The 19224-nt window shown below is 69.1% G+C and carries 24 protein-coding genes and 1 pseudogene; 7 read left to right on the forward strand and 18 right to left on the reverse strand.

The window, feature by feature from the left end:
• Positions 1-48: 48 nt before the first annotated feature.
• Positions 49-273 (reverse strand): hypothetical protein, encoded by a 225-nt coding sequence (locus RB628_RS34505; RefSeq protein WP_318324574.1) that lies wholly within the window; start codon positions 271-273, stop codon positions 49-51.
• 13 nt (positions 274-286) lie between these two features.
• On the opposite strand from RB628_RS34505, the gene RB628_RS34510 reads away from it, so the two are divergent.
• A complete protein-coding gene (locus tag RB628_RS34510; protein WP_318324575.1) occupies positions 287-949 on the forward strand; it encodes a class I SAM-dependent methyltransferase in 663 nt (220 codons plus the stop codon).
• A 1138-nt stretch (positions 950-2087) separates the two neighbouring features.
• Here the strand turns inward: RB628_RS34510 and RB628_RS34520 are convergent.
• On the reverse strand, positions 2088-2594 hold the full coding sequence (locus RB628_RS34520) for an NUDIX domain-containing protein (RefSeq protein ID WP_318324576.1): 507 nt from the start codon (positions 2592-2594) through the stop codon (positions 2088-2090).
• A gap of 91 nt (positions 2595-2685) precedes the next feature.
• The gene (locus tag RB628_RS34525; RefSeq protein WP_318324577.1) at positions 2686-3891 is read right to left on the reverse strand and encodes an acyltransferase; all 1206 of its coding nucleotides are present in this window, start codon (positions 3889-3891) and stop codon (positions 2686-2688) included.
• Positions 3892-4125: 234 nt separating this feature from the next.
• On the opposite strand from RB628_RS34525, the gene RB628_RS34530 reads away from it, so the two are divergent.
• Positions 4126-5349, forward strand: a complete 1224-nt coding sequence (locus tag RB628_RS34530; protein ID WP_318324578.1) for an AI-2E family transporter — start codon at positions 4126-4128, stop codon at positions 5347-5349.
• Positions 5350-5724: 375 nt separating this feature from the next.
• Here RB628_RS34530 and RB628_RS34535 read toward each other — a convergent pair whose 3' ends face one another.
• The 7 genes from RB628_RS34535 to RB628_RS34565 form a co-directional block, all read right to left on the reverse strand.
• On the reverse strand, positions 5725-6072 hold the full coding sequence (locus RB628_RS34535) for a hypothetical protein (RefSeq protein WP_318324579.1): 348 nt from the start codon (positions 6070-6072) through the stop codon (positions 5725-5727).
• Positions 6073-6615: 543 nt separating this feature from the next.
• Positions 6616-7383 carry a GAF and ANTAR domain-containing protein gene (locus RB628_RS34540; RefSeq protein WP_318324580.1) on the reverse strand — a complete coding sequence of 256 codons (768 nt, stop codon included), beginning with the start codon at positions 7381-7383 and terminating at the stop codon, positions 6616-6618.
• Positions 7380-8132, reverse strand: a complete 753-nt coding sequence (locus RB628_RS34545) for a GAF and ANTAR domain-containing protein (RefSeq protein WP_318324581.1) — start codon at positions 8130-8132, stop codon at positions 7380-7382. The genes RB628_RS34540 and RB628_RS34545 overlap by 4 nt, the downstream gene beginning before the upstream one ends.
• A gap of 49 nt (positions 8133-8181) precedes the next feature.
• On the reverse strand, positions 8182-8562 hold the full coding sequence (locus RB628_RS34550) for a hypothetical protein (protein ID WP_318324582.1): 381 nt from the start codon (positions 8560-8562) through the stop codon (positions 8182-8184).
• Between the two features lie 437 nt (positions 8563-8999).
• Complete coding sequence (locus tag RB628_RS34555) at positions 9000-9716, reverse strand: GAF and ANTAR domain-containing protein (protein ID WP_318324583.1); 717 nt, start codon at positions 9714-9716, stop codon at positions 9000-9002.
• A 77-nt stretch (positions 9717-9793) separates the two neighbouring features.
• On the reverse strand, positions 9794-10507 hold the full coding sequence (locus RB628_RS34560) for an ANTAR domain-containing protein (protein WP_318324595.1): 714 nt from the start codon (positions 10505-10507) through the stop codon (positions 9794-9796).
• A gap of 255 nt (positions 10508-10762) precedes the next feature.
• Positions 10763-11188, reverse strand: a complete 426-nt coding sequence (locus RB628_RS34565) for an STAS domain-containing protein (RefSeq protein ID WP_318324584.1) — start codon at positions 11186-11188, stop codon at positions 10763-10765.
• A 438-nt stretch (positions 11189-11626) separates the two neighbouring features.
• On the opposite strand from RB628_RS34565, the gene RB628_RS34570 reads away from it, so the two are divergent.
• Positions 11627-12100 carry an Asp23/Gls24 family envelope stress response protein gene (locus RB628_RS34570; protein ID WP_318324585.1) on the forward strand — a complete coding sequence of 158 codons (474 nt, stop codon included), beginning with the start codon at positions 11627-11629 and terminating at the stop codon, positions 12098-12100.
• Positions 12101-12273: 173 nt separating this feature from the next.
• On the opposite strand, the pseudogene RB628_RS34575 reads toward RB628_RS34570, so the two are convergent.
• Together RB628_RS34575 and RB628_RS34580 are read right to left on the reverse strand one after the other, a co-directional pair.
• Positions 12274-12466 (reverse strand): annotated as a pseudogene (locus RB628_RS34575) (helix-turn-helix domain-containing protein); the annotation flags it as partial.
• Positions 12467-12537: 71 nt separating this feature from the next.
• A complete protein-coding gene (locus RB628_RS34580) occupies positions 12538-12903 on the reverse strand; it encodes a VOC family protein (RefSeq protein WP_318324586.1) in 366 nt (121 codons plus the stop codon).
• 92 nt (positions 12904-12995) lie between these two features.
• Here RB628_RS34580 and RB628_RS34585 point away from each other — a divergent pair, with 92 nt between their 5' ends.
• On the forward strand, positions 12996-13961 hold the full coding sequence (locus RB628_RS34585) for a helix-turn-helix transcriptional regulator (protein WP_318324587.1): 966 nt from the start codon (positions 12996-12998) through the stop codon (positions 13959-13961).
• Between the two features lie 10 nt (positions 13962-13971).
• Here RB628_RS34585 and RB628_RS34590 read toward each other — a convergent pair whose 3' ends face one another.
• The 6 genes from RB628_RS34590 to RB628_RS34615 form a co-directional block, all read right to left on the reverse strand.
• Entirely contained in the window at positions 13972-14781 is an 810-nt protein-coding gene (locus RB628_RS34590; RefSeq protein WP_318324596.1) for an aminoglycoside phosphotransferase, read from the reverse strand.
• Between the two features lie 121 nt (positions 14782-14902).
• A complete protein-coding gene (locus tag RB628_RS34595; protein ID WP_318324588.1) occupies positions 14903-15115 on the reverse strand; it encodes a hypothetical protein in 213 nt (70 codons plus the stop codon).
• The gene (locus tag RB628_RS34600; RefSeq protein WP_412180768.1) at positions 15112-15441 is read right to left on the reverse strand and encodes a hypothetical protein; all 330 of its coding nucleotides are present in this window, start codon (positions 15439-15441) and stop codon (positions 15112-15114) included. Before RB628_RS34600 ends, RB628_RS34595 begins: the two co-directional genes overlap by 4 nt.
• Positions 15429-15665, reverse strand: coding sequence for a hypothetical protein (locus RB628_RS34605; RefSeq protein ID WP_318324589.1), 237 nt, complete (start codon positions 15663-15665; stop codon positions 15429-15431). The genes RB628_RS34600 and RB628_RS34605 overlap by 13 nt, the downstream gene beginning before the upstream one ends.
• Complete coding sequence (locus tag RB628_RS34610; protein ID WP_318324590.1) at positions 15662-16075, reverse strand: hypothetical protein; 414 nt, start codon at positions 16073-16075, stop codon at positions 15662-15664. Before RB628_RS34610 ends, RB628_RS34605 begins: the two co-directional genes overlap by 4 nt.
• Positions 16062-16490: a hypothetical protein gene (locus RB628_RS34615; protein ID WP_318324591.1), complete on the reverse strand. Its 429-nt coding sequence runs from the start codon at positions 16488-16490 to the stop codon at positions 16062-16064. Before RB628_RS34615 ends, RB628_RS34610 begins: the two co-directional genes overlap by 14 nt.
• 119 nt (positions 16491-16609) lie before the next feature.
• On the opposite strand from RB628_RS34615, the gene RB628_RS34620 reads away from it, so the two are divergent.
• Genes RB628_RS34620 through RB628_RS34630 form a run of 3 tightly spaced genes read left to right on the forward strand, consistent with a single transcriptional unit; the run spans position 16610 to position 19093 of the window.
• Positions 16610-17653, forward strand: coding sequence for a hypothetical protein (locus tag RB628_RS34620; protein ID WP_318324592.1), 1044 nt, complete (start codon positions 16610-16612; stop codon positions 17651-17653).
• On the forward strand, positions 17650-18339 hold the full coding sequence (locus RB628_RS34625) for a YdcF family protein (RefSeq protein ID WP_318324593.1): 690 nt from the start codon (positions 17650-17652) through the stop codon (positions 18337-18339). The genes RB628_RS34620 and RB628_RS34625 overlap by 4 nt, the downstream gene beginning before the upstream one ends.
• Positions 18281-19093 carry a WbqC family protein gene (locus RB628_RS34630; RefSeq protein WP_318324594.1) on the forward strand — a complete coding sequence of 271 codons (813 nt, stop codon included), beginning with the start codon at positions 18281-18283 and terminating at the stop codon, positions 19091-19093. Before RB628_RS34625 ends, RB628_RS34630 begins: the two co-directional genes overlap by 59 nt.
• Positions 19094-19224: the final 131 nt, after the last annotated feature.

The raw sequence follows: 19224 nt of genomic DNA on the forward strand, positions 1-19224 counted from the left end.
CCGCCCCGGCAACATGATCAACCCCCGAAGGACTTACGAACTCGACCACTAAGCCGCAGCCTTCTGCCGAGCAAGCTCCCGCGCCCGCTCGTTCAGCTCCCGCGCCCGCAGATTGCCGACGTGTGGGCGGATGCGACGGCACATGATGGCGAAGTGCTCGTCCGCGCGGGCGGAGGACAGCGAGGCGTAGTCGTCGAGGAACTGGTGCCAGGTCGCGCACGCGACTTCGAGGTGGCGGGGCTCCCGTACCCGTCCGTACGCTGAACTGCTCACTGGAGGAGGCCCGTTGGCTGCCGTGGACAATTTCGACGACGAACGCGCGGTGTGGGACACCTACGCCGAGTCGACCCGGAAGGACGTCTTCGAGTCCGAGCCGGTGTTCCGGTGGACTCAGTACGTGGGTCACGGGCCCGGTCCCGAAGTGCTCGGCGAGCCAGAGAGCGCGCTGGAGATCGGTTGCGGTACGGGACGCGCGCTCGCGTTCCTCGCGCGGCAGGGCGTGAAGATGCGCGGGGTGGACATGTCGCCGGTCATGGTGGCCAACACCATGCGGCGATGGGGGCCCCTCGGCGCCGAGTTCGTGTGCGCCGAAGTGCTCGACTTCCTGAAGCACGACACCCAGACCTACGACGCCGTGTACTCGGTTTTCGGCGCCGCCTGGTTCAGCGATCCGCGGAAGCTCTTCCCCTTGGTCCGGCAACGGCTGAACCCCGGGGGCGTGTTCGCGTTCTCCCAACCGCCGGCCATCCCAGGGGCGTACGGGCCGCAGGGCATGTACAAGGGCGGCTTCGCAGGCCCGGCCAGGTACACCTACCGCTACAGCTACACGCCCGCCTCCTGGCGGAGCCTTCTCGTGTCGGCAGGCTTCACGGAAGCGGCGGCGGTCGTTCTCGACGCACCGAAGCCCGACCACATCGGAACGTTGAGTGTGCGGGCCGTTGCCCCGTAGAGGGATCCCCTCCTCGTTCGTGCCGTTGAGCGGGGCCTCGCGCAGGCGGAATGCCAGTACACGTGCCGGGCGGGCGCGGAAGTGGTCGGGGAGGCCGGTGGTGAGCGCCCCGGTGATCTCCTCGGGGCGCAGGCCCTGCGCCAGCCACTCGGTGACCGCCGGGGCCAACTCGGCGACCTCGCTGCGGGACAGGATCAACCTGCGGTCGACGATACGCAGCGAGACGAGGATGACGACGGCCTGGGGGTCGGCATCGTCGAGGCCGAGCGGGGGAGGGGGCGGAGAAGCAACAGGCGGGACGGGAAGGGGAGTTGCGGCTTCCGTAGCCGCCGCCTCAGCTTCAATGGCAGGCGCTTCTGCGAGCGTGCTGTCCTGGGCGGGCTCCGACTTCCTCGATCGGACGGTCGCCGGCTGCGGAGGAGACGTCGGCCGGTCACCGGCGCCGCGCGGTACGTCGTAGAAGAAGGTCTGCGTACGGACCTTCCCGTTCGGCCCCCTCACCCGGCGCCGTTCCAGATACCCCGCCGTCTCCAACTCCCGCAGCGCACGCGAGATCAGGATCTCGCCCTCGTCGAAGTGGGCGCAGAGGGCGGCGATGCTGATGCGGGCGCCGTCGGGGACGGAGAGGATGTAGGCCGCGACGCCGATGGTGACCGCGCTGCCGCGCCGCTGGGCGAGGGCGTTGGAGATCACGGTGAAGTTGGCGGTGAGGCGGGTGCGTACGTGAATCACACCGTAGGTCGGTGTGTTCGGTGAAGGTGAGTTCGATGCGTTCGTCGAACCGGAGTTGCCGCACGAGGGCGCGTTAGACTGCGTTTCAGCCATTGGGAAGGTGCTTTCTTCCTGAGCGGTCAGGCCCTCGTTCAGGATTGCCGTCCTGGCGGGGGCCGTCGTCTGTTTGGGGTTGTTTCCGGGAACGTAACTCTCCGCAGCCACTCAGTGCAACCAGGTCACTCCTGAGGGTGAATGGTTCATGTTTCACCGGGGTCCGCAGGGGGAACGGGCGGGCGGAGGAGGGTGGTTGGTTCTTAGTTCTTTACCCAGGTTCTTTAGGGAGGGCCGTGGCCACCCGCATCCCGGCCCACAAGGACCCGGTGCGACCGCATCGCCGCCCCCGCCCGGCACCCGGTCGACTCAGTTACGGCGACCAGCCGGCCAGCGACAGCAAAGGCCCACCGTCGAGATACCGACGCAGGGCGCCCGCGCTCGTGCGGACGAACTCCGCTTCGACCGGGAGGGCGTCGACTTCGACCCAGCGGACCTCGGCGTGCTTGTCGGGTTCGCGGTTCTCGGGCTCGCCGGTCCAGTCGTGGACGGCGAAGACGACGGTGAGGTAGCCGTTGGGGGCTTGGACGCCCTGGGCGCCGTGGACGATGTGCGCGACCTTCAGGGACTCCGGCTTCACTGTCAGCCCGGTCTCCTCGTGCAACTCGCGCACCGCCGTGTCGGTGACCGGCTCGCCGGGTTCGCTCTTGCCGAGGGGCAGGTCCCACATCCCCTGCGCGAACTTGGCGCGCGGTCCGCGCTGGAGGAGGACGACACGGCCCGCGGCCCGGTCGTGCACGATGACGGCTGCCACCAGCACGGTCATGGAGCCGAGGGCGGGCGCGAGGGGTGTGCTGAGGGGTGTGTTGTAGTCGGTCATGGTGCGCCGGAGTCTAGGGCGGCCCACTGACATCGCGTTCCGTCCGCAGGTCCGCGCCGACGACATACCCCTCGTACCCCCGGAGGGGTGCTCACCCCCGTCGCAGCAGCGGCCGTTCCACCAGCGCGTACGAAGTGAGGGCAGCCGCGACCGTCGCCACCATGCCCATCGGCAGCAACTGGTCGTCGGGTACGCCCAGGTCGGAGAGGAGGCGGATGGCGGGGTAGTGCCAGAGGTACATCCCGTAGCTCAGATTGCGGCCCACCCAGGCCAACGCCCCGATCGACAGAAGACGGGAGGGCCAGGACCGTGGGAGCAGGTCCAGCGTTGCCACCGCCGTGGCCGTCAGGACGGCGGCGACCATGAAACCGGCCGTGTACCAGACGGGGTTCCACGCGCTCGCCTCCGCGATCGGGATCTGCCAGGCGATCAGGCCCAGCAGCGTGAGCGCGGGCCAGCACAGGCGTCCCGCCCAGCGACGCAGCAGCGCCAGTCGGGGGTCGTCGGCCCGTAGGCGGGCGAGGACCACGGCCAGCAGCGCGCCGATCAGGAGCTGGTCGGCGCGGGTGTCGGGCCCGTTGTAGATGCGGTGGGCCGCTGTGGGGTCCCAGAGGGCGATGCGCCACAGCAGCGGCAGGACGCACAGGGCTGCCACCCAGGCCAGTGCCCTCCGTGCCGTGGTGTGCCGGAGGAGCAGCAGGATCAGGATCGGCCAGGCCAGATAGAACTGCTCCTCCACCCCCAGGGACCAGGTGTGGCTCAGGGGTGCGGTGAGGTCGGAGTACGGGCCGGACTCACCCGCCCGTACGAGGTTGACCACCGACACCGCCGCCAGCGCCGCCGCCGTCCACGCCCCGTCGAACAGCGGCAGCGGCAGCGCCAGGGAGAGGAGCGCGGTGACCGCGCACATCGTCAGCAGGGCCGGCCCGAGTCGCAGCCAACGCCGCTTGTAGAACGACCGCAGGCGGATGCCGCCGGTGCGGGCGTACTCGGCGATCAGCAGCCGGGTGATGACGAAGCCGCTGAGGGTGAAGAAGACGTCCACGCCGACCGAGCCGCCGGGTACAAGATCCGGCTTCACGTGGTACACGATCACCAGCACGACCGCGACCGTCCGCAGTCCGTCCAGCCCCGCCACCCGCCCACCGCCACGCAGCGCCGATGGAAAACCCCGCCCGCCACCGGATCTCCGGCGCGGTTCCGCCACCGGCCCGCGCGGACTCCGCGCGCTCCGCTCCGTGGCCGCGTCGGCGGCGTCGGCGGCGTCTACCGTGCTCCGGTCGGTGGGGGTGCTCATAACGTCCGCGCCTGCCCAGCCTCGGCGGGGCCACACCCGTTCTGATGTTCCCCACAGCTTCGGCGCCGCTTTCCGGACGCCGCGCCTCCACCCGAAATCCCCCCGTCCTCGCCGGCCGCCTCCCGTCCTCTCAACCCTGGGGCGTCCGCGGCGGTCTACTCTTTCGCCGCGGCCCAGCATGATCTTCGAAGCGCCGTGGCCAGCGGTCATGCGGGTGAGCGGAGAAGAAACAGGATGAACAGCCGTACGGGAACCTCTCGGAGAGTCGGCGCCGGCCGGAACAGGCAGCCGGGGCGACGCGGCCCGCGAATACACCGGACGCGTACGACCGTACGCACCACCGGTGTGCTCAAGAACACGCCGGTCCGTGCCGAGAGCCGCACCCCCCTGCTGTCGGAGCCGGCCCGGCGCATCGCCGCCGGAAGCGCGTTGCTGCTTCTGGTGAGTGGCGTGATCACCGTGGGCGTCTGGTTCTGCATCGCGTTCCAGACCGCCGTCACGCCGGTGCTGCTCGCGCTGCTTCTCTCCGCCCTGCTCGGCCCGTTCTACCGGCGGCTGGTCAGGATGAAGTTCAACAAGTCCCTGGCCGCCGGGCTGACCTGCGCCGCCGTGATCCTGGTCATGGGCGGGGCCGCCTACATCGTCGTGAACGCCCTGATCGACACCGGTGACCAGATCATCGGCTCGCTGCGGGACGCGGCGAAGGACCTCAGCGCGCGGTTCGACGTGGTCGGTACCGCCCTGGACGAACTCGCCACGAACGCCCAGGACCTGCTGTCCAAGTTCGGCGGTACCGCGGTCTCCGGTGTGCTGAACGGCGTCAGTCTGCTCACCGAGATGATCGCCACCGGAACGCTCGCGATCCTGCTCCTGTTCTTCTTCCTCCGCGACTCCGACCGGGCCGTCGCCTCACTGCACTCGCTGGCGCCCCGAGGCTCCGGCGCGAACCTGGAGGTCATGGCCCGGCGCGCCTTCCAGGCGATCGAGGGCTTCATGTTGGGTACGACGATCGTCGCGTTCATCGACGCCGTCTGCATCACGGTCGGTCTGCTGATCCTCCAGGTGCCGGGCGCCGTCGGGCTCGGGGCGCTGGTGTTCATCGGCGCGTACATCCCGTACCTGGGCGCCTTCCTGTCGGGCGCGGTCGCGGTCCTCGTCTCGTTCGCGGACGGGGGGCTCAGCACCGCGCTGTGGGTCCTCGGTGTGGTCACCCTCGTCCAGGTCCTGGAGGGGAACGTGTTCCAGCCGATCATCCAGAGCCGCACGCTCCAGATGCACCCGGCGGTGATCCTGCTCGCCCTCACCGCCGGCGCGGCCCTCGCCGGCATCCTCGGCATGCTCCTCGCCGTACCGCTGACGGCGGCTGCGTTCGGCGTGTTCTCGGAGCTCCGGGGGCGGTACGAGGAAGGCGTCGACTGGCACGAGCGCGCGGGCGTCGGCGCCGGAGTGGCGAGCTGATCACAGCGGGACGATCCGTATGCCCGTATGGCTATACAGCCGTATACGCGTATGCCGGAATGGCTGTGTTGCACCGCGGAGGGGGCCGCCCTGGGTTTCCCTGAGACGGCCCCTCTCAGGTCGACGGCTCCGTGCTCTACCTCTACCGCTCCGCCCTGCGCCTGCGCCGGACCAGCCCCGGCCTGGGGGGCGAGAAGTTCCGCCGGCTGGACAGCCCGACCGGCACGCTCCAGCGCGTGGGACGGGGTGAGGACAGCCGCCGTTTGGGCGGGGTGGGGGCGGCCATCCGGTGTCGTAGCAGGCTGGCAAGGTTCAGGTCGGTAGGTCCCCGGGTGTGCTACTCCGCGCTCCGCAGCAGCGCGGAGTAGCGGCCGCCTAGAGGCGGAGCAGGCGCTGGGTGATCTCCCGGTACTGCCGCAGTGCGAGCCGGAGTTCGTCGGAGTGCGTCTCGGGGTTCTGGTCCTGCCAGCCGGCGCGAAGGAGACTCCGGCGTTCCGCGAGGGCGTTCACGAGCTGGGCGGTGGCTTCGTCGTAGGCGCTCTCGGCCTCTTCCAGCGCCTGTAGCGGGGTGTCGGCGAAGGTGTTGAGGGCGTGCTGCAGGTGTTGGACGATCTTGTCCTGTTCGTCCGACGGGAGCAGTGACTCCGGGCCCGGCTGGCGACGCTGGGCGGAGCCACGGGGTTGGTCCGCGGGCTGCTGAGCGCGTGTCTGGTCGTACATCATCGGGGGTCGCTTCCGTTCCGTCTGAAGGCATCCTTGGTCCGATCGGCAGCCTGCTTCAGGCTTCCGGAGACCCGGTCGATCCTGCCACGGCGTTGCGGTCGCCTGTGGCGGGTGAACCGGCCGAGCTCTTCGGTGATCCTGCCCTTCATTGTCTGCGGCTGGTGCCCGACGGTTCGTGAAACAGTGAGGCCGACCTGGCTGTTGTCCGGGGGCGGGCTCGCGTGGGGGTCTGGGCGAGGCGGGTTGGCGGAATGCTCCGCCGTGTGTTCCCGGGAGTCGCACGATCCCGCTCCGTGCTGCCGGTCCGTGTCAACGTGGTTGCCATGCGATCCGGGCCCCTCTGTCACGGCAGGGGCAGTGACGCGGATGCTCACAGCCCCGCCGCTAGTCGGCCGGGCTACCCGGCGTCGGCGTCGGCGTCGTGCAACGAACCGGTGTGGTCGGTCTGTTCCGCCGTCATGAGAGCGGTCGCGGTCGACTGCGGGGCTTTGCTCGCGCTCGTAGCGGCCATCAGCCGGGCGGCCGAAGCGGCGGTGAGGGCGGTCAGCCGCGCTGGTCCGCGGGCCGGTCCGGCACCGGAGGGGGGATGTCCGAGGTGTCGAAGCCGCCCGAGATGATCTGCCCGGCGAGGTCCGACAGGCGCAGGTGACGGGCGCGGGCGTACGACCGGAACGCGTCGAAGGCGTCGTCGACGGAGATGTCCCAGCGCTCCGCCAGGACGCCCTTGACCTGCTCGACCAGGACACGGCTGGTCAGCGCGGTCTCCAACTGGCTGTTCTCCACGTGCGACCGCTCCAGGGTGCGCTGCTGGAGGATCGTGATGGTGGCCACGTCGGCGAGTGCCTGGGCGAGCGCGATGTCGTCGTCGCCGAGATGGTGCGGCGTGGTCTGGAAGAGGTTGAGGGCACCGACGACCCGGTTGCGCAGGCGCAGCGGGATGGCGTGCGTGGCCACGTATCCCGTCTCGCGGGCCTGTGGGGCGAAGCGCGGCCAGCCGGCGGTGCTCTGCGGCCGCGTCAGGTCGATGTTCGTGCGGGCGGTGCCGGTGCGGTAGCACTCCACGCAGGGTCCCTGGTCGTGCTGGAGCGCGAAGAGTTCCAGCAGCCGGGTGTGCTCGTCGGAGGCGGCGATGACCTGCAGTTCACCGTGCGCGTCCGCGAGCAGGATCCCGGCCGCCGCCACGTCGAGCAGCTCGACGCAGCGTGCGGACAGCCTGTGCAGCAGGTCGATGACGTCGAAGTCCTCGACGAGGGAGTCCGCGATCTCCACGAAGATCTCGGCCAGACGTCGTTCACGGGCCATGCCGATCATCCCTTTCCACCGTCGGGCGAATGCGGCCCGCTCACATCGTCGTCGAATCGGAGCCGGCGGGCGACCACGTCCGCCGCAATCTCGCCGAGGGGGCGCTCACTGCTGTAGGCGTGGGCACGCAGGCGCAGGAGCGCCTCCTCCATGGCCACGTCCAGTTGGACACTGATCATGCCCGTAGCCTGGTGGACGACCGCGCGGCGCAGTTCCGACGGCGGTCCCAGCGACATGTCGAACCCGTGCACCTTCCCGTTCCCGCCAGCCCGGCCCCCGTTCAGGAAAGCGCCGGTCAGCGCGGCCGTGAGGGCGGTGGCGTCCGTGTACTGCTGCTCACTCAGCCGCCGGTCGCCGTCGCACAGCAGGGTCAGTACACCGACCCGGATGGCTCCGATGCCCAGCGGAAAGCAGCAGACCCCGTGCACGCCCAGATCGTGCGCGGCCGGCAGCAGCGCGGGCCAGCGCTCAGGGCGCACCCGGCCCAGGTCCGGTTCCACGACGGGCGAACCCGTGCGGACCGCGTCCAAACCCGGTCCCTCACCCAGCGTGAACTGAAGCTCCTCGAACCGCGCACTCAGCTCGGGATGGCACCAGACCGGCTCGGCCACCGGGGCCGGGCCGACCAGCAGCGACAGGACGACGCCCTCGGCGCCCAGCGCCTGTGTACACGCCCGAGCCGGGTCGACCACCTCACCCAGGCGCAGCAACCGCAGGACCTCGGCCATGCCGTCGCTGATCACCGGTCTCCGTCCCACGCCGGCCACGGCACTTCAGGGTGTGGCGCGGCTCGGCCTCCGCCGTACACTACGCGGGCCGCGGCCGCATCGGAGCCGGATCCCGAACGCGGCTCCCCGTCGTTCCGCTGTCTGCCCGGCCAGTGAGCTGGGCGGCGGTGGTCGTGGGCGGTCGGGTCGTGGCATCGCCCCACACCGGGCTGCCGTTCAGGGGCCCGGCAACCTCTCCTGCCAACGCGGTGTCGACACGGGCGAGTGCAAGGTGCTGGGCAGTGGTCGCCGGGGCGATCGGAGCCTCGGCGGGTGCTTCGGTCATCTCGGTCATCTCGGCCATCTCCGCGATCTCGGCTGTTTCGGCCGGCGGCAGGATGCGGTCCTCCCACCAGGAGAGGGCCATCACGACGGCGAGCAGGACGAGGGGAGTCGAAGCGGGAACGATCAGCGCGTACATGGGTACCGCCTGGTATGGATGCGTGCGACGCGGCGGGCGGCAGATCGGTGCCCGCTTGAGGCGCATCGGCGCTTCGCCGGGGTCGCGTGACGAAGGGCGCGTGCGAAACGGCCCCGCTCGTGACACGGCGGGCTCCGGCACCGATGCGCGGGGTGCGCCCTCTGGGGAGCGCCTGGGCGGTGCGACGCTGCCAGGGGCCGGGGCGGCATGTTGCACGCTAGCCCTCGTGGCGGTTCTGCGACAGGCGTCAAGCAGCCATCCATGCCGGACAGGACGCGCTGACGTCACACAGCTTCCCCGGCTTCCCCGGCATCCCCAGCATCCCCGCAATCCCCAGAATCCCCGGCATCCCCGGCTTCCGGGCAGGGCCGGGCAGGGGGTGAGGCACCTGACCCCGGTTTCGATGCTGTGTTCCGCTCCCGGGGAGGTGATGCCGGTCAGGCACCCAGACCGGCAAGGGATTCGGTGTCGTCGACGAAGGCGCGGGCCACCTCGGCCAGGCGCCGGTTGTGGGAGCGGGCGTAACCGCGCAGTGCGGTGAACGCCTGTTCCATGTCGATGCCCTGGCGTTCGGCGAGCTTTCCCTTGGCCTGTTCGATCAGGACCCGGCTGTTCAACGCCGTCTGCAGCTGTTCGTTGAGGACCGTGCTGCGGTGCGCTGTGCGTTGTTGCAGCAGGCTGATGGTGGCGACGTCGGCCAGCGCCTGGGCGATGAGGGTGGCGGGCGGGTCGAAGGGGCCGGGGGCGGCGCGGAAAAGGTTCAGGGCGCCCACGGTCTCGTGCCGCAGGCGCATGGGCAGGGCCTGGACGGCCCCGAATCCGCTGCGGTGGGCCGCCGTGACGAAGCGCGGCCAGCGGTCGATCTCCCGGGTCAGGTCGTGGACGATCACCGGTGCGCCGGTGCGGAAGCACTCGAGGCAGGGGCCTTCGTCGTTCTGGAGCTGGAAGAGCTCCAGCAGGCGTACCTGTTCGTCGGAGGCTGCCATGACGCGGAGTTTGCCGTCCCGGTCGGCGAGCAGCACCCCGGCGGCGCTCGCGTCGAGCATGCTGACGCAGCGGTCGGTCAGCAGGCGCAGGAAGTCGATGAGGTCGAAGTCGGCGACCAGACTGTCGGCCAACTCGACGAACGTCTTGGCCAGGAGTTGTTGATCCATCGTGGGCACCCTTGATTGAACTGGTCCCGGCCCGAAAGGGCGGGAAGTACGGCACGTTCGCGGTCGGCACCCATGCGTCAGGTCTCCTCAGCGGCCTGTTCCGGCTCCGCGTCCGGTGAGAAGCGGAGCCGATGGGCCACCACGTCCGCGGCCACCTCGGCGAGCCGGCGTCCTCGCGCATAGGCGTAGGCGCGAAGCCGGACGAGGGCCTCTTCGATGCCGACGCCGAGTTGGACGGTCAGGATCCCGCTGGCCTGGTCGATCTCCGCGCGGTACGCGCCCAGGTCCTCCACAGGACCACCGTGCGGCGGGCCCGTCTCGTCGATCCGCGCGTCGAGCAGCACCAGAGTCGCGAGATCGGCGAACGCCAGCGCGTCCGCCAGTTCCTCTTCGTTCAGGCGGACCGGAACGCGGGCGTACAGGTCCAGAACTCCCGGGCTGATCGCCCCCATCTGCAGAGGGAGCGCGAACACCGCGCGTGCCCCGGCTTCCAGGGCCGCCTCGGCGAACACCATCCAGCGGTCCTGCAGGTCACGGGTGAGCAGATCGGGTGTCAGGACGGCCGAGCCTTGCAGGAAGGCGTCCACGCAGGGCCCCTCGCCCAGCGTGAGCTGGAGCTCTTCCAGTTGCTCGCTGATGTTGTCGGTGCTGCACAGCGGGTGGCTCGACGCGGTTCGGGACATCACCGAGAGACCGGCCCCGCCGACCGGCAGCGCGGCCACGGCCGCGCTGCACACGTCCGCCACACCGACCCGGACACCGCGTCGCGCCGCTTGCTCGGCCACCAGCATCTGTATGCGGGCCGACCGCTTGTCAGACCCCACCCGGGCCACCGCCTCCGGGCATCGTGACAGGGCCCTCCAGCCACCCCCGGGAGCGGATCGCAGCCGGAGTGGGGTCATAGGCCCCGTCCACCGGCATGCCGCCGAGCGACGCCTGGTGACCGGTCGGCAGGCGTTCCTGCAGCCGACGGAACCGCGCCGGAGCCACGGCGGAGGGCTCGCCGTCCGTCGGCTTCCGTGGCTGTGCCCGCCAGGCGTCGACCGTCATCGACCGTCGCCCGAGAGGACAGGCACGAGCTGGACAGACCCGTGCGGTGGGACCGGATCGGGTGTGGCCGGGGTGTTCACGGGAGAAGCGGGTAGGTGGTTCACCGGAGGACCGAGGAGCAGTTGCCCGCAGCCCACGAGGTCGAGGATCCGGGACATCGTCGGCGGCGGATTGTGCAGGCGCAGGGTTCCGCCGGCCGCGATGGTCTGCTGTGCGGCGTGGAGGAACACGTTGAGTCCGCTGCAGTCGCAGAAGGTGACAGGGGTGAGGTCCACGTCGATGGTGTGGATACCGTCTCGCAGGCACTGTTCCAGGGACACCTGCACCAACGGCGCGGACAGGAGGTCGATCTCACCGGTCAGGGTGATCAGCGCATGTGTGCTTCGGTCGTGGCGGTGGACGGTGAGCTGTGGCACGGGCATGGCGCCTCGGTTCGGAAGACCATCCGGCAGCGGGTGCGGTGGTGCCGGGAGTCCCGGCTCCGGGGGCGCGCTTCCGGGGGCGTGGTTTCGGCGGAGGCAGAGCACCGGCCGGTCCGACAGCCCTGCACGGCAGGACAGAGGATCCACCCAGTTCCCTCCAGGGATGCGCCGGGTGACGGACGAGGAGTCCGCACCTGACAGTCATCTGTGTTCGGGCAAACAGCATGCCGCCGGGGTCTGGGACGTCTGCACAGCAGCCTAGTCCTCGCGTCGTTCGATTGACAGGCGTAGCCGCCCGGCCATGGGAGGTGAATGGGTGCAAAAAACACGGTGCGCGTGCATATCCCACGCACCGCGCGGTACTCACGGATGTGAAGCACGGCGGCCGACGGTCGCCTGAGCACGGCACTCCGCGCATCGCCCGAGGAGGTGGCCCGCATGACGGAGCCCAACAGTTCAACTCTGCAGCAGTCCGGTCCGGACGATCCCCGCTCCCACCGGGGCACGACGTTGCCGACGGCGGCGGAGCCCCGCGGCAGGACCACCATCGCGGACGGGGTGGTGGAGAAAATAGCCGGAATCGCGGCACGGGAGACCCCCGGTATCCACGCGCTGGGCGGTGGATTCACCCGCACCATGGGCGCCATGCGCGACCGGGTTCCGGGTGGACAACCGAGCGCCGGGCGCGGCGTCAAGGTCGAGGTCGGCGAGAAGCAGACCGCGATCGACCTCCAGGTCGTCGTGGAATACGGGGTGAGCATCAGCGACGTAGCCGCGGACGTCCGCGACAACGTGATCACGGCGGTGGAACGGATGACGGGTCTGGAAGTAGTCGAGGTGAACATCGCGGTCAACGACGTCCACCTGCCGGACGAGGACGTACCGGAGACCACCGAGGGGCGCGTGCAGTAGGACGACGTCCCACTTCCGTGAGGAAGCTGTTGCGGGTGGTCGCCGTGCTCGACGGTGTCGCACGAAACCCGGGTCGCGCTTCCTTGACCCAGTTCCAGGAGGTGCTGCGGTCGCTGTTCGCTGGAGGCGAGCGCGAAGCAGGTACGGCGCCTGCACGTGCTGTTCGCGGTGCCGCTCTCGGCCGGAGTGAGCCTGGGACGGGTACCCGCATCACCGTGTAGCCGCCAGCGATTTACCCACTTGCTGGCGCATGCGCGAGAGATGCCCCATCTCAGCGGCGACGTGGGCGGTGGGACGTGTCCGGCACCGCTTCAGGAGCCGCCCCCTACGGCCCTCGACGCTCAGGGGCGCATTCGCGTGGGGCACTCGTCGTCCTCTCGAAGTCAGACGACGGCAGGCGCGACACCTGTCGTGCGCGCCTGCCGCATTGCGGCCTTTCAGCCCCGCGGTGCGACGCGGATACGGTTCCCGTCAGGATCGGCTGCGAGGAAGGTCAGCCCGAACCCCGCATCATGAGGCTCGCGCAGGATCGTGACCCCCTGGGAATTCCACTGCTCAAAGGTCGCGTTGAGCTCGTCGGGTCCACCGTCGATGGCCAGGCAGACCTCACCGGTGCGCGGGACGTCCGGTGACAGATCCTCGAACTGGCCAGACCACAGACCGAGGTCAGCGCCTGGCCCGAGGTCGAAGGTGATGTATCCCGAAGTCTCGAACGAGGGGCTCATGCCGAGGAGGTCGCCGTAGAAACGAGCTGCGGCGGGAGCGTCGTTCACGTAGACGATGGACACGACGGATGTGGTCATGGTTGTTCCTTCTCACAGGTGGTAGGTACGCATCCACCAGCCTGGCCGGGATATGCGCCGCATCCTGTCGCAATTCCTGAAAAAATTGGTGTGTGACCCCAGACCGCTTCTTCACCCTGATGCTGCTCCTCACATCGAGGGATGCCGTGACCACACAGGAACTTGCCTCAGCGCTCGGGGTGTCCCTTCGAACCATCACCCGAGACCTGAACTGGCTCCGCGACGCCGGTCTGCCGGTGACCGCACACCGGGGCCGCCTCGGAGGCGTGACCATGCTGCCCGGGTCCGGGCTCGACCTCACGCGACTCACACCGGGTGAGCGTGATCATCTGTCGCTCACCGGGCTGGATGAGAAGCAACGTGCGGAGCTCAACGCATCGGCCGAAAGCCGGCGCGCGCTCTCCAAGATCGCCGCTACACAGCCACGTCGAGTTCATGAGCTCCTGCCGCTCACAGACGTAGTGCACGTGGACAGCCGTCCCTGGCGTCAGGCACGAGCTTCCCGCACGACTCCGGCTTCGCTGATCGGCGCAGTGCGGCGAGGTCGCCGGCTACGGATCGAGTACGACAGCCCACGCGAGTCATGCCCACGCGACCTGGTCGTGGATCCCTACGGGCTGTTTGCCAAGGCCGGCATCTGGTACCTCGTCGCCGACTGTGCCCGAGTGCCACGGATGTACCGACTCGAACGGATCACGACGTGGAAAGAAGTCGACCAGCCACGACGGATCCGCGAGAGCCAGACCCTGGCCACCGTCGCCGCAGCGCTCATTGATCAGTGGGAGCACAACCACGCGATAGAGGTCAGCGCCACCATCGACCAGACCCAGATCGAGCGAGCGCATCGGATCTTCGGCCTACGACTCGTCCCGGACGACCATGAAGAATCCGCCACCGGCCGCAAGGTAACGATCCGCTTCCTGCATCTGGAGGACGTGCGAGCACTACTGCCGTTCGGGAGCGCCATCACTGTGCACGGCCCCACCGAAGCCAGGGCTCACCTCCGCGACCTCGCCACCAATCTTGCCCACCACTATGCGCCGTCACCAACGTCCTGACCCGCAACACCTAGCATCTACAGGTTCTGTCTCGGATGCGCGCGAGCGTCGCCGCCTGCTCCGCCATCCCCAACTTCCATGGTGTCGGGTCCACTTCAGCGATCTCCCGCCACAGTGCCGCCGTGGCCGAGCTGAACGCCGCGAGCGCCTCGGCCTTTGCGTCCCGCCAGGACGGGAACCGACTTGCGAAGGCGAGTGCCTCCTCCACGGAATGCCCGGCGTCCATGAGCCGGAGGATAAGGGCGCCGGGGTCGATCCAGGCCGCCCCTCGTGTTGGCCAGGCCCAGTCGATGAGTCGTGCACGGTCACCGGTGATCAGGAGGTTGTCCGGGGCGAAGTCGGTGTGCAGGAGAGTGTTGCCCTCGAAGTAGTGCAGCGAGCCCGGAGGTGCGTAGTCCGCCCACCGGTCGAAGGCGTCCTTGATCCCTGTACCTGCGGGTGCTGTAACGCTCTGCAGTTCGACAAGCGCGGCTTCCACGAGCGGCAGATCGGGCGAGCCTGGCGTGTAGTCGGCGTGGCGGCCGTCGATCATCTCGTAGCCGAGCAAGCTCCAGCCGCCGAGCTCCAGGTGCCAGTGCAGGCGCGGACAGGACGTAGGTAGATACGGGGCGACGGCCGCCTCGCGGCGCTGGGCAGCGACCTGGGGATGGTCGGCCGGAATGCCCTTCACGAAGACGCTGCCGCTCTCCGTCTCCAGGACGGAGGCGATGCCGGAGTTCATGCCGCCCTGTGCGGTCAGCGACCGGTGCACGGCACCGATCTTGTCGGCGACGGCTCGGCGGACGTCGGCGGGGAGCCTCTCGAAGGGGATGCGGGACATAGACACGCGCGGTTCCTCCGGGGTGCTTGGGTACGGGGAGTGCCGCCCCGGCCAGGGTACGGCCGGGGCGGCACTGAGGGGGTGGAACGAGCGGGCGGCGCGGGCGCCACCCGTGGTGGATCTAGTACGGCTGGTCGTCACCGGCCGAGCAGCTGCACTCGGCGCCCTCGGCAGCCTCGTCCAGGTCGGCGACGATCTGGAACTCGCCATCCTTGATCGACGTGGCGGTCAGTGGCACCGGCAGGGCGCTGGTCGGGTTGTCCGCCGGACGTCGGCCGATGGTGAGCATGACCGGTTCGCGGGGCGGGGTAAGGATTGCGGTGGGCGGAGTCATGATCCGTAACCTCCATGTTGGCAGTAGAGCTCTCGTCGGTCCCCCGCCTCCTGGTAGAGCTTGGCCAGCGGTCGGCACGTGCCTACCTTCGTGCAGCCGGAGCATCCACCGGTGCGGAGCTGTAGGGACTCGGCAACCGCGCCGAGTCGGGGGAGGGCTTCGACGCCCTCGGTGATGAGGTTCACGCTCGGGTCGCGGCCTACCTTGCAGATCGACGCGATGCCGCACGAGGCGGACACGAGCACGATCAGCAGTGGTCCCGTGTAGCGGGCGGCCCGGGCGGCCCGGGCGACCTTGGCGGCGACACAGCCGTTCACGGCTTCCACCAGGCCCTCCACGGGCGGGTGATGATCTCCCGGTACGTATGGTGCGAGGGATTGCGGCCACCGTGCGCGAACACCCAGCTCTGCGGTTCGGCGAAGTCGGTGCCGGGCGGTGAGGTCTTGCCACAGACCGCGCACTGCATCGCGTACGTGGTGGGCTCGGCGTCGGGTTCCCGGTCGGGCTGGAGGGTCCACTCCTTATGGCACATGATCGCGCGGCTGGTCATCGAACCGCCTCCAGAGGCGTGGCGATGTACGGGTGCTGGAGTGCGGCACGGAGGGCGTGCGCGTCGGTGAGGGTGTCGTCGTCGGGCAGCTCGCACCACCCGCCGAACCAGTCGTCGATCCGTTCCGTCCCGGGCGCGACGAGCCACGAGTCGGTGGACAGATGCCGCACTGGCAGGTCGGCCCAGCTGCCGCTGGTTCCCGTTCCGATGGCGTAGTAGAGGCGTTGGTGGGGCCCGTCGTACAGCACCGGGCCGATCGTGGCACCGATGGCCCGCAGGTGGACCAGGACCAGGAAGCCGAGATCCGCGTGGATCCGTACGAGGTCCCAGCCGTGACCGACCTGGAGCAAGCGGAGTCCCGGCACGTCCGCGATCACGGGTGCGCTGCGGAGTGCCTTACGAATGGACACCACGTGTCTCCTTGGCTTCGGAGGTTGAGGTGCGCACCGCGGGGTGGCCGTGGTCGGTCGTCGGCTTGATGGAGCGGACCACGATGAGGCGTGTGCTCGTCGCTCCTATCTGTTGCTTCCGGGCTGCGGCAACGCGCCTCGGGCCGAGGTGGCTGAGGGCGGGTACCACCGTGCCGTAGGTGTCGGGTAGTTCGAGTGCGTCCAGGAGGCCGACAAAGGCGGGGGAGCGGATGGCCACCGTGGCGTCGCGGTCGGTGAAGACGCCGCAGAGGGCCAGTTCGTGCCGACGGCAGTAATCGGTGAGGCAGTCGACGAGCGCCGCATGGCGGACCAGGCCGCCGGTGACGTGTCGCAGGTAGCCGAAGACTTGAGGGAAGGCGACGCGTCGGCGTTCCGTGATGAGTTCGTCGTCCATGTCCACAGCGTCGGTCGGCGTGAAGGGCCTTGAAATGACCTGCTGTTGTACTTCCGTTGCACTTCCCGCCCCACGTCGTCACCGAGAGTGCTTACATACGTGACGGAGGGAGGTAATCCGTGGTCAGCGTGCAGCAGTGGACGGGCCGGGAAGCGAGCGCTCTGCGCGCTGCTCTGCGAATGAGCATGCGGGCCTTCGCCGAGCACCTGGGTGTCGCGCTGCGTACGGTGGCCAAGTGGGAGAGTCTGGGAGCCGAAACCGAGCCCCGGCCCGATACCCAGGCGATCCTCGACACCGCGCTTGCTCGTGCCGATGCTGCCGCCCATGCCCGGTTCGAGGCGGTGCTGTTCCCGGAGCGGAAGAGCGCTAGGCCGGCGGACTACGAGACCTGGACCGAGGACATCGAGCGCGCAGTAGTCTGCGTCAGCCGCCAGGACTTCCCCTTCGCCGCGACCTTGTTGAACCGCTGGCTGGCGAGCCGTAACGCGCACGGCCTGGATGACAAGGGCCTTTATCTGTACGGGCGTTCGCTTGTCCTGCTCGGTGATGTGCAACGAGACCAGGGCGCGATCCTCGGCCCGCTGTCCGCCCGGCAGTCCTACCTGACCGCGCGCGACATGTTCTCCGAGCTCGCCATTCCGCGCCGGGTCGCCCAGATCGAGCTGTCCCTCGCCGTCGCGCAGGAGATGTCAGGTCAGCTGGATGCCTCCGCCCGATGGTACGAGCAACTCGCCGCCGACCAGCGGCTCAGCCGACGGGACCGAGCCCGGGCCCGGTTGTGGATCGGCACGGCTCTGAGCAAGGAGGGCAACAACGAGTACGCCACCAACGTTATGGCTGCTGCCACCCGCGAGTTCGAGGAACTCGGTGAGCCGGAGGACTGGTCCGTGGCACACCAGAAGCTCGCCCTGGCCCACCGCGGCGCCGGCGACCTGAAACAGGCCCTGCACTACATCGACATCGCGCGCACCACCGGCACGGTTGACTCCCCGATGCAGCGAGTGCGGTTGGACACGGCGTACGGGCACATCCTTCTGTCGGATGCGGCGACCCGGAATGATGGGCTGTCCGTCCTCGACCAGGCGGCACAGGTGGCCCAGCAGTTCGGGCTGAGCCACCAGTTGCGCAGCATCGAGGGCATCCGAAAGGGCCAGCAGGGATGAGTCAGGGAGTGCCAGTGCCGGAGCACCAGCAGCGTCAGATCACCGACGAGCAGTTCCACGATGCGACGTTGATCTGGAACTACCACCAGATGGGACATGAGGAGCGCCCCTGTTCGGCGGCGATCGGCCTGGGCAGCCACGACCTGGGAGTGGCCGCCACAGCCGCCGACCTCTACCGCGCCGGCCTCTTCCCCGTCGTCGTTTTCAGCGGCGGCAACAGCCCCACCACTCGCGCCCGCTTCCCGCGCGGCGAGGCCGTCCACTACCGCGAGTACGCCCTGAGCCTGGGCGTGCCGGACGAGGCGATTTTGGTCGAGTCGAAGGCGGCGAACACCGGCCAGAACATCACCTTCTCCCGGGAGTTGCTGGCGGAGGCGGGCGTGGAGGTGGAGTCGCTGCTACTGATCTCCAAGCCGTACATGGAACGCCGCTCGTACGCGACCTGCCGCAAGCTGTGGCCCGAGGCCGAGGTGGTCTGCGCCTCCGAGCCGCTGGAGTTGGACGACTACATCAAGTCCATCGGCGACGAAAAGCTCGTCGTCGACATGCTCGTCGGGGACCTGCAACGGGTGATCGAGTACCCGAAGCTCGGCTTCGCCGTCGAGCAGAACGTACCGGGGGATGTGCATGACGCTTACGAGCGCCTCCTGGGCGCCGGCTTCGACAGCCGACTCATCAACAGCTGACATACGTCGACTCGGGGCGAGCGGCGGGGTGTGCGCGATCCACCAGCCGAACCTGTTTCCTCGGCTGTCCACGCTGGCCAAGCTGTTCGCCGCCGACCGGTGGATCGTCCTCGACGATGTTCAGTTCGTTCGCCGGGACTACCAGCACCGCGCCCGGCTCGGGGCTCTCGACGACCCGAGCAGGCAGCAGTGGCTCACGCTCCCCACGCACCTGCCCAACGGACGCCCGACGCTCGTCAACCAGGCGTTGCTCGTCGAGCCGCGCCGGCCTCGCCGAACAGTCAGCCTGCTCATTCGCCAGTACTACGGTCGTAGCCGCTACTGGCCAGCGGTGAGTGAGGTTTTGGACGTGGTCCTCGATCGGTTCGAGAACACGGACCGTGCGGCGGACCTCGCGAGGACATCGACCCTCGCCCTGCTCACCGCTCTCGGCTGGAATGGTGAAGTGCTGGAAAGCAGCGCCATCCCGACCCGCCAGGGCCGGTCCGAGCGACTGGCCGACCTCGCCGTGGCCACCGGCAGCAACTACTACCTGTGTGGCACCGGCGGCCTGCGCTATCTCGACTACCAGCCGTTCGCCGCCCATGGCATCACCGTTGTGCCTTTCCACACCCCTGTGGATGCAGGCGACCGGCTCTGGCAGTGGGCCCGACGGGTCAGCAGCCTCTGGGCGTTGAGCGCGACCGGCCCGAGTGAACTGGCGATCAGGCTGACTGCCGAACGAGCAGATCGCCTCCTTGGAGACAACGCGTGAGCGATCAGCCCGACAAGCCGTTCTTCCAGATCGTGGCCTGCGCGGCCGGTGTTGCCACCGACGTCGGCAAGCTGATCACTGAGGCTGCGCCAAGCTCGTTTCCGCAGTTCTTGTGTCCTGAACATGAAAGG

This window comes from Streptomyces sp. ADMS (genome assembly GCF_033441795.1).
Lineage (GTDB): Bacteria > Actinomycetota > Actinomycetes > Streptomycetales > Streptomycetaceae > Streptomyces.

What these genes read in the sequence shown, in the direction of transcription:
- RB628_RS34560 (WP_318324595.1), bottom strand. Translation starts at nt 10,507, where the DNA reads ATGCTGGTGGCCGAGCAAGCGGCGCGACGCGGTGTCCGGGTCGGTGTG.
- RB628_RS34525 (WP_318324577.1), bottom strand. Translation starts at nt 3,891, where the DNA reads ATGAGCACCCCCACCGACCGGAGCACGGTAGACGCCGCCGACGCCGCC.
- RB628_RS34540 (WP_318324580.1), bottom strand. Translation starts at nt 7,383, where the DNA reads ATGATCGGCATGGCCCGTGAACGACGTCTGGCCGAGATCTTCGTGGAG.
- RB628_RS34535 (WP_318324579.1), bottom strand. Translation starts at nt 6,072, where the DNA reads ATGATGTACGACCAGACACGCGCTCAGCAGCCCGCGGACCAACCCCGT.
- RB628_RS34630 (WP_318324594.1), top strand. Translation starts at nt 18,281, where the DNA reads ATGACGCTTACGAGCGCCTCCTGGGCGCCGGCTTCGACAGCCGACTCA.
- RB628_RS34520 (WP_318324576.1), bottom strand. Translation starts at nt 2,594, where the DNA reads ATGACCGACTACAACACACCCCTCAGCACACCCCTCGCGCCCGCCCTC.
- RB628_RS34530 (WP_318324578.1), top strand. Translation starts at nt 4,126, where the DNA reads ATGAACAGCCGTACGGGAACCTCTCGGAGAGTCGGCGCCGGCCGGAAC.
- RB628_RS34605 (WP_318324589.1), bottom strand. Translation starts at nt 15,665, where the DNA reads ATGACCAGCCGCGCGATCATGTGCCATAAGGAGTGGACCCTCCAGCCC.
- RB628_RS34580 (WP_318324586.1), bottom strand. Translation starts at nt 12,903, where the DNA reads ATGACCACATCCGTCGTGTCCATCGTCTACGTGAACGACGCTCCCGCC.
- RB628_RS34570 (WP_318324585.1), top strand. Translation starts at nt 11,627, where the DNA reads ATGACGGAGCCCAACAGTTCAACTCTGCAGCAGTCCGGTCCGGACGAT.
- RB628_RS34595 (WP_318324588.1), bottom strand. Translation starts at nt 15,115, where the DNA reads ATGACTCCGCCCACCGCAATCCTTACCCCGCCCCGCGAACCGGTCATG.
- RB628_RS34550 (WP_318324582.1), bottom strand. Translation starts at nt 8,562, where the DNA reads ATGTACGCGCTGATCGTTCCCGCTTCGACTCCCCTCGTCCTGCTCGCC.
- RB628_RS34615 (WP_318324591.1), bottom strand. Translation starts at nt 16,490, where the DNA reads ATGGACGACGAACTCATCACGGAACGCCGACGCGTCGCCTTCCCTCAA.
- RB628_RS34590 (WP_318324596.1), bottom strand. Translation starts at nt 14,781, where the DNA reads ATGTCCCGCATCCCCTTCGAGAGGCTCCCCGCCGACGTCCGCCGAGCC.
- RB628_RS34555 (WP_318324583.1), bottom strand. Translation starts at nt 9,716, where the DNA reads ATGGATCAACAACTCCTGGCCAAGACGTTCGTCGAGTTGGCCGACAGT.
- RB628_RS34625 (WP_318324593.1), top strand. Translation starts at nt 17,650, where the DNA reads ATGAGTCAGGGAGTGCCAGTGCCGGAGCACCAGCAGCGTCAGATCACC.
- RB628_RS34565 (WP_318324584.1), bottom strand. Translation starts at nt 11,188, where the DNA reads ATGCCCGTGCCACAGCTCACCGTCCACCGCCACGACCGAAGCACACAT.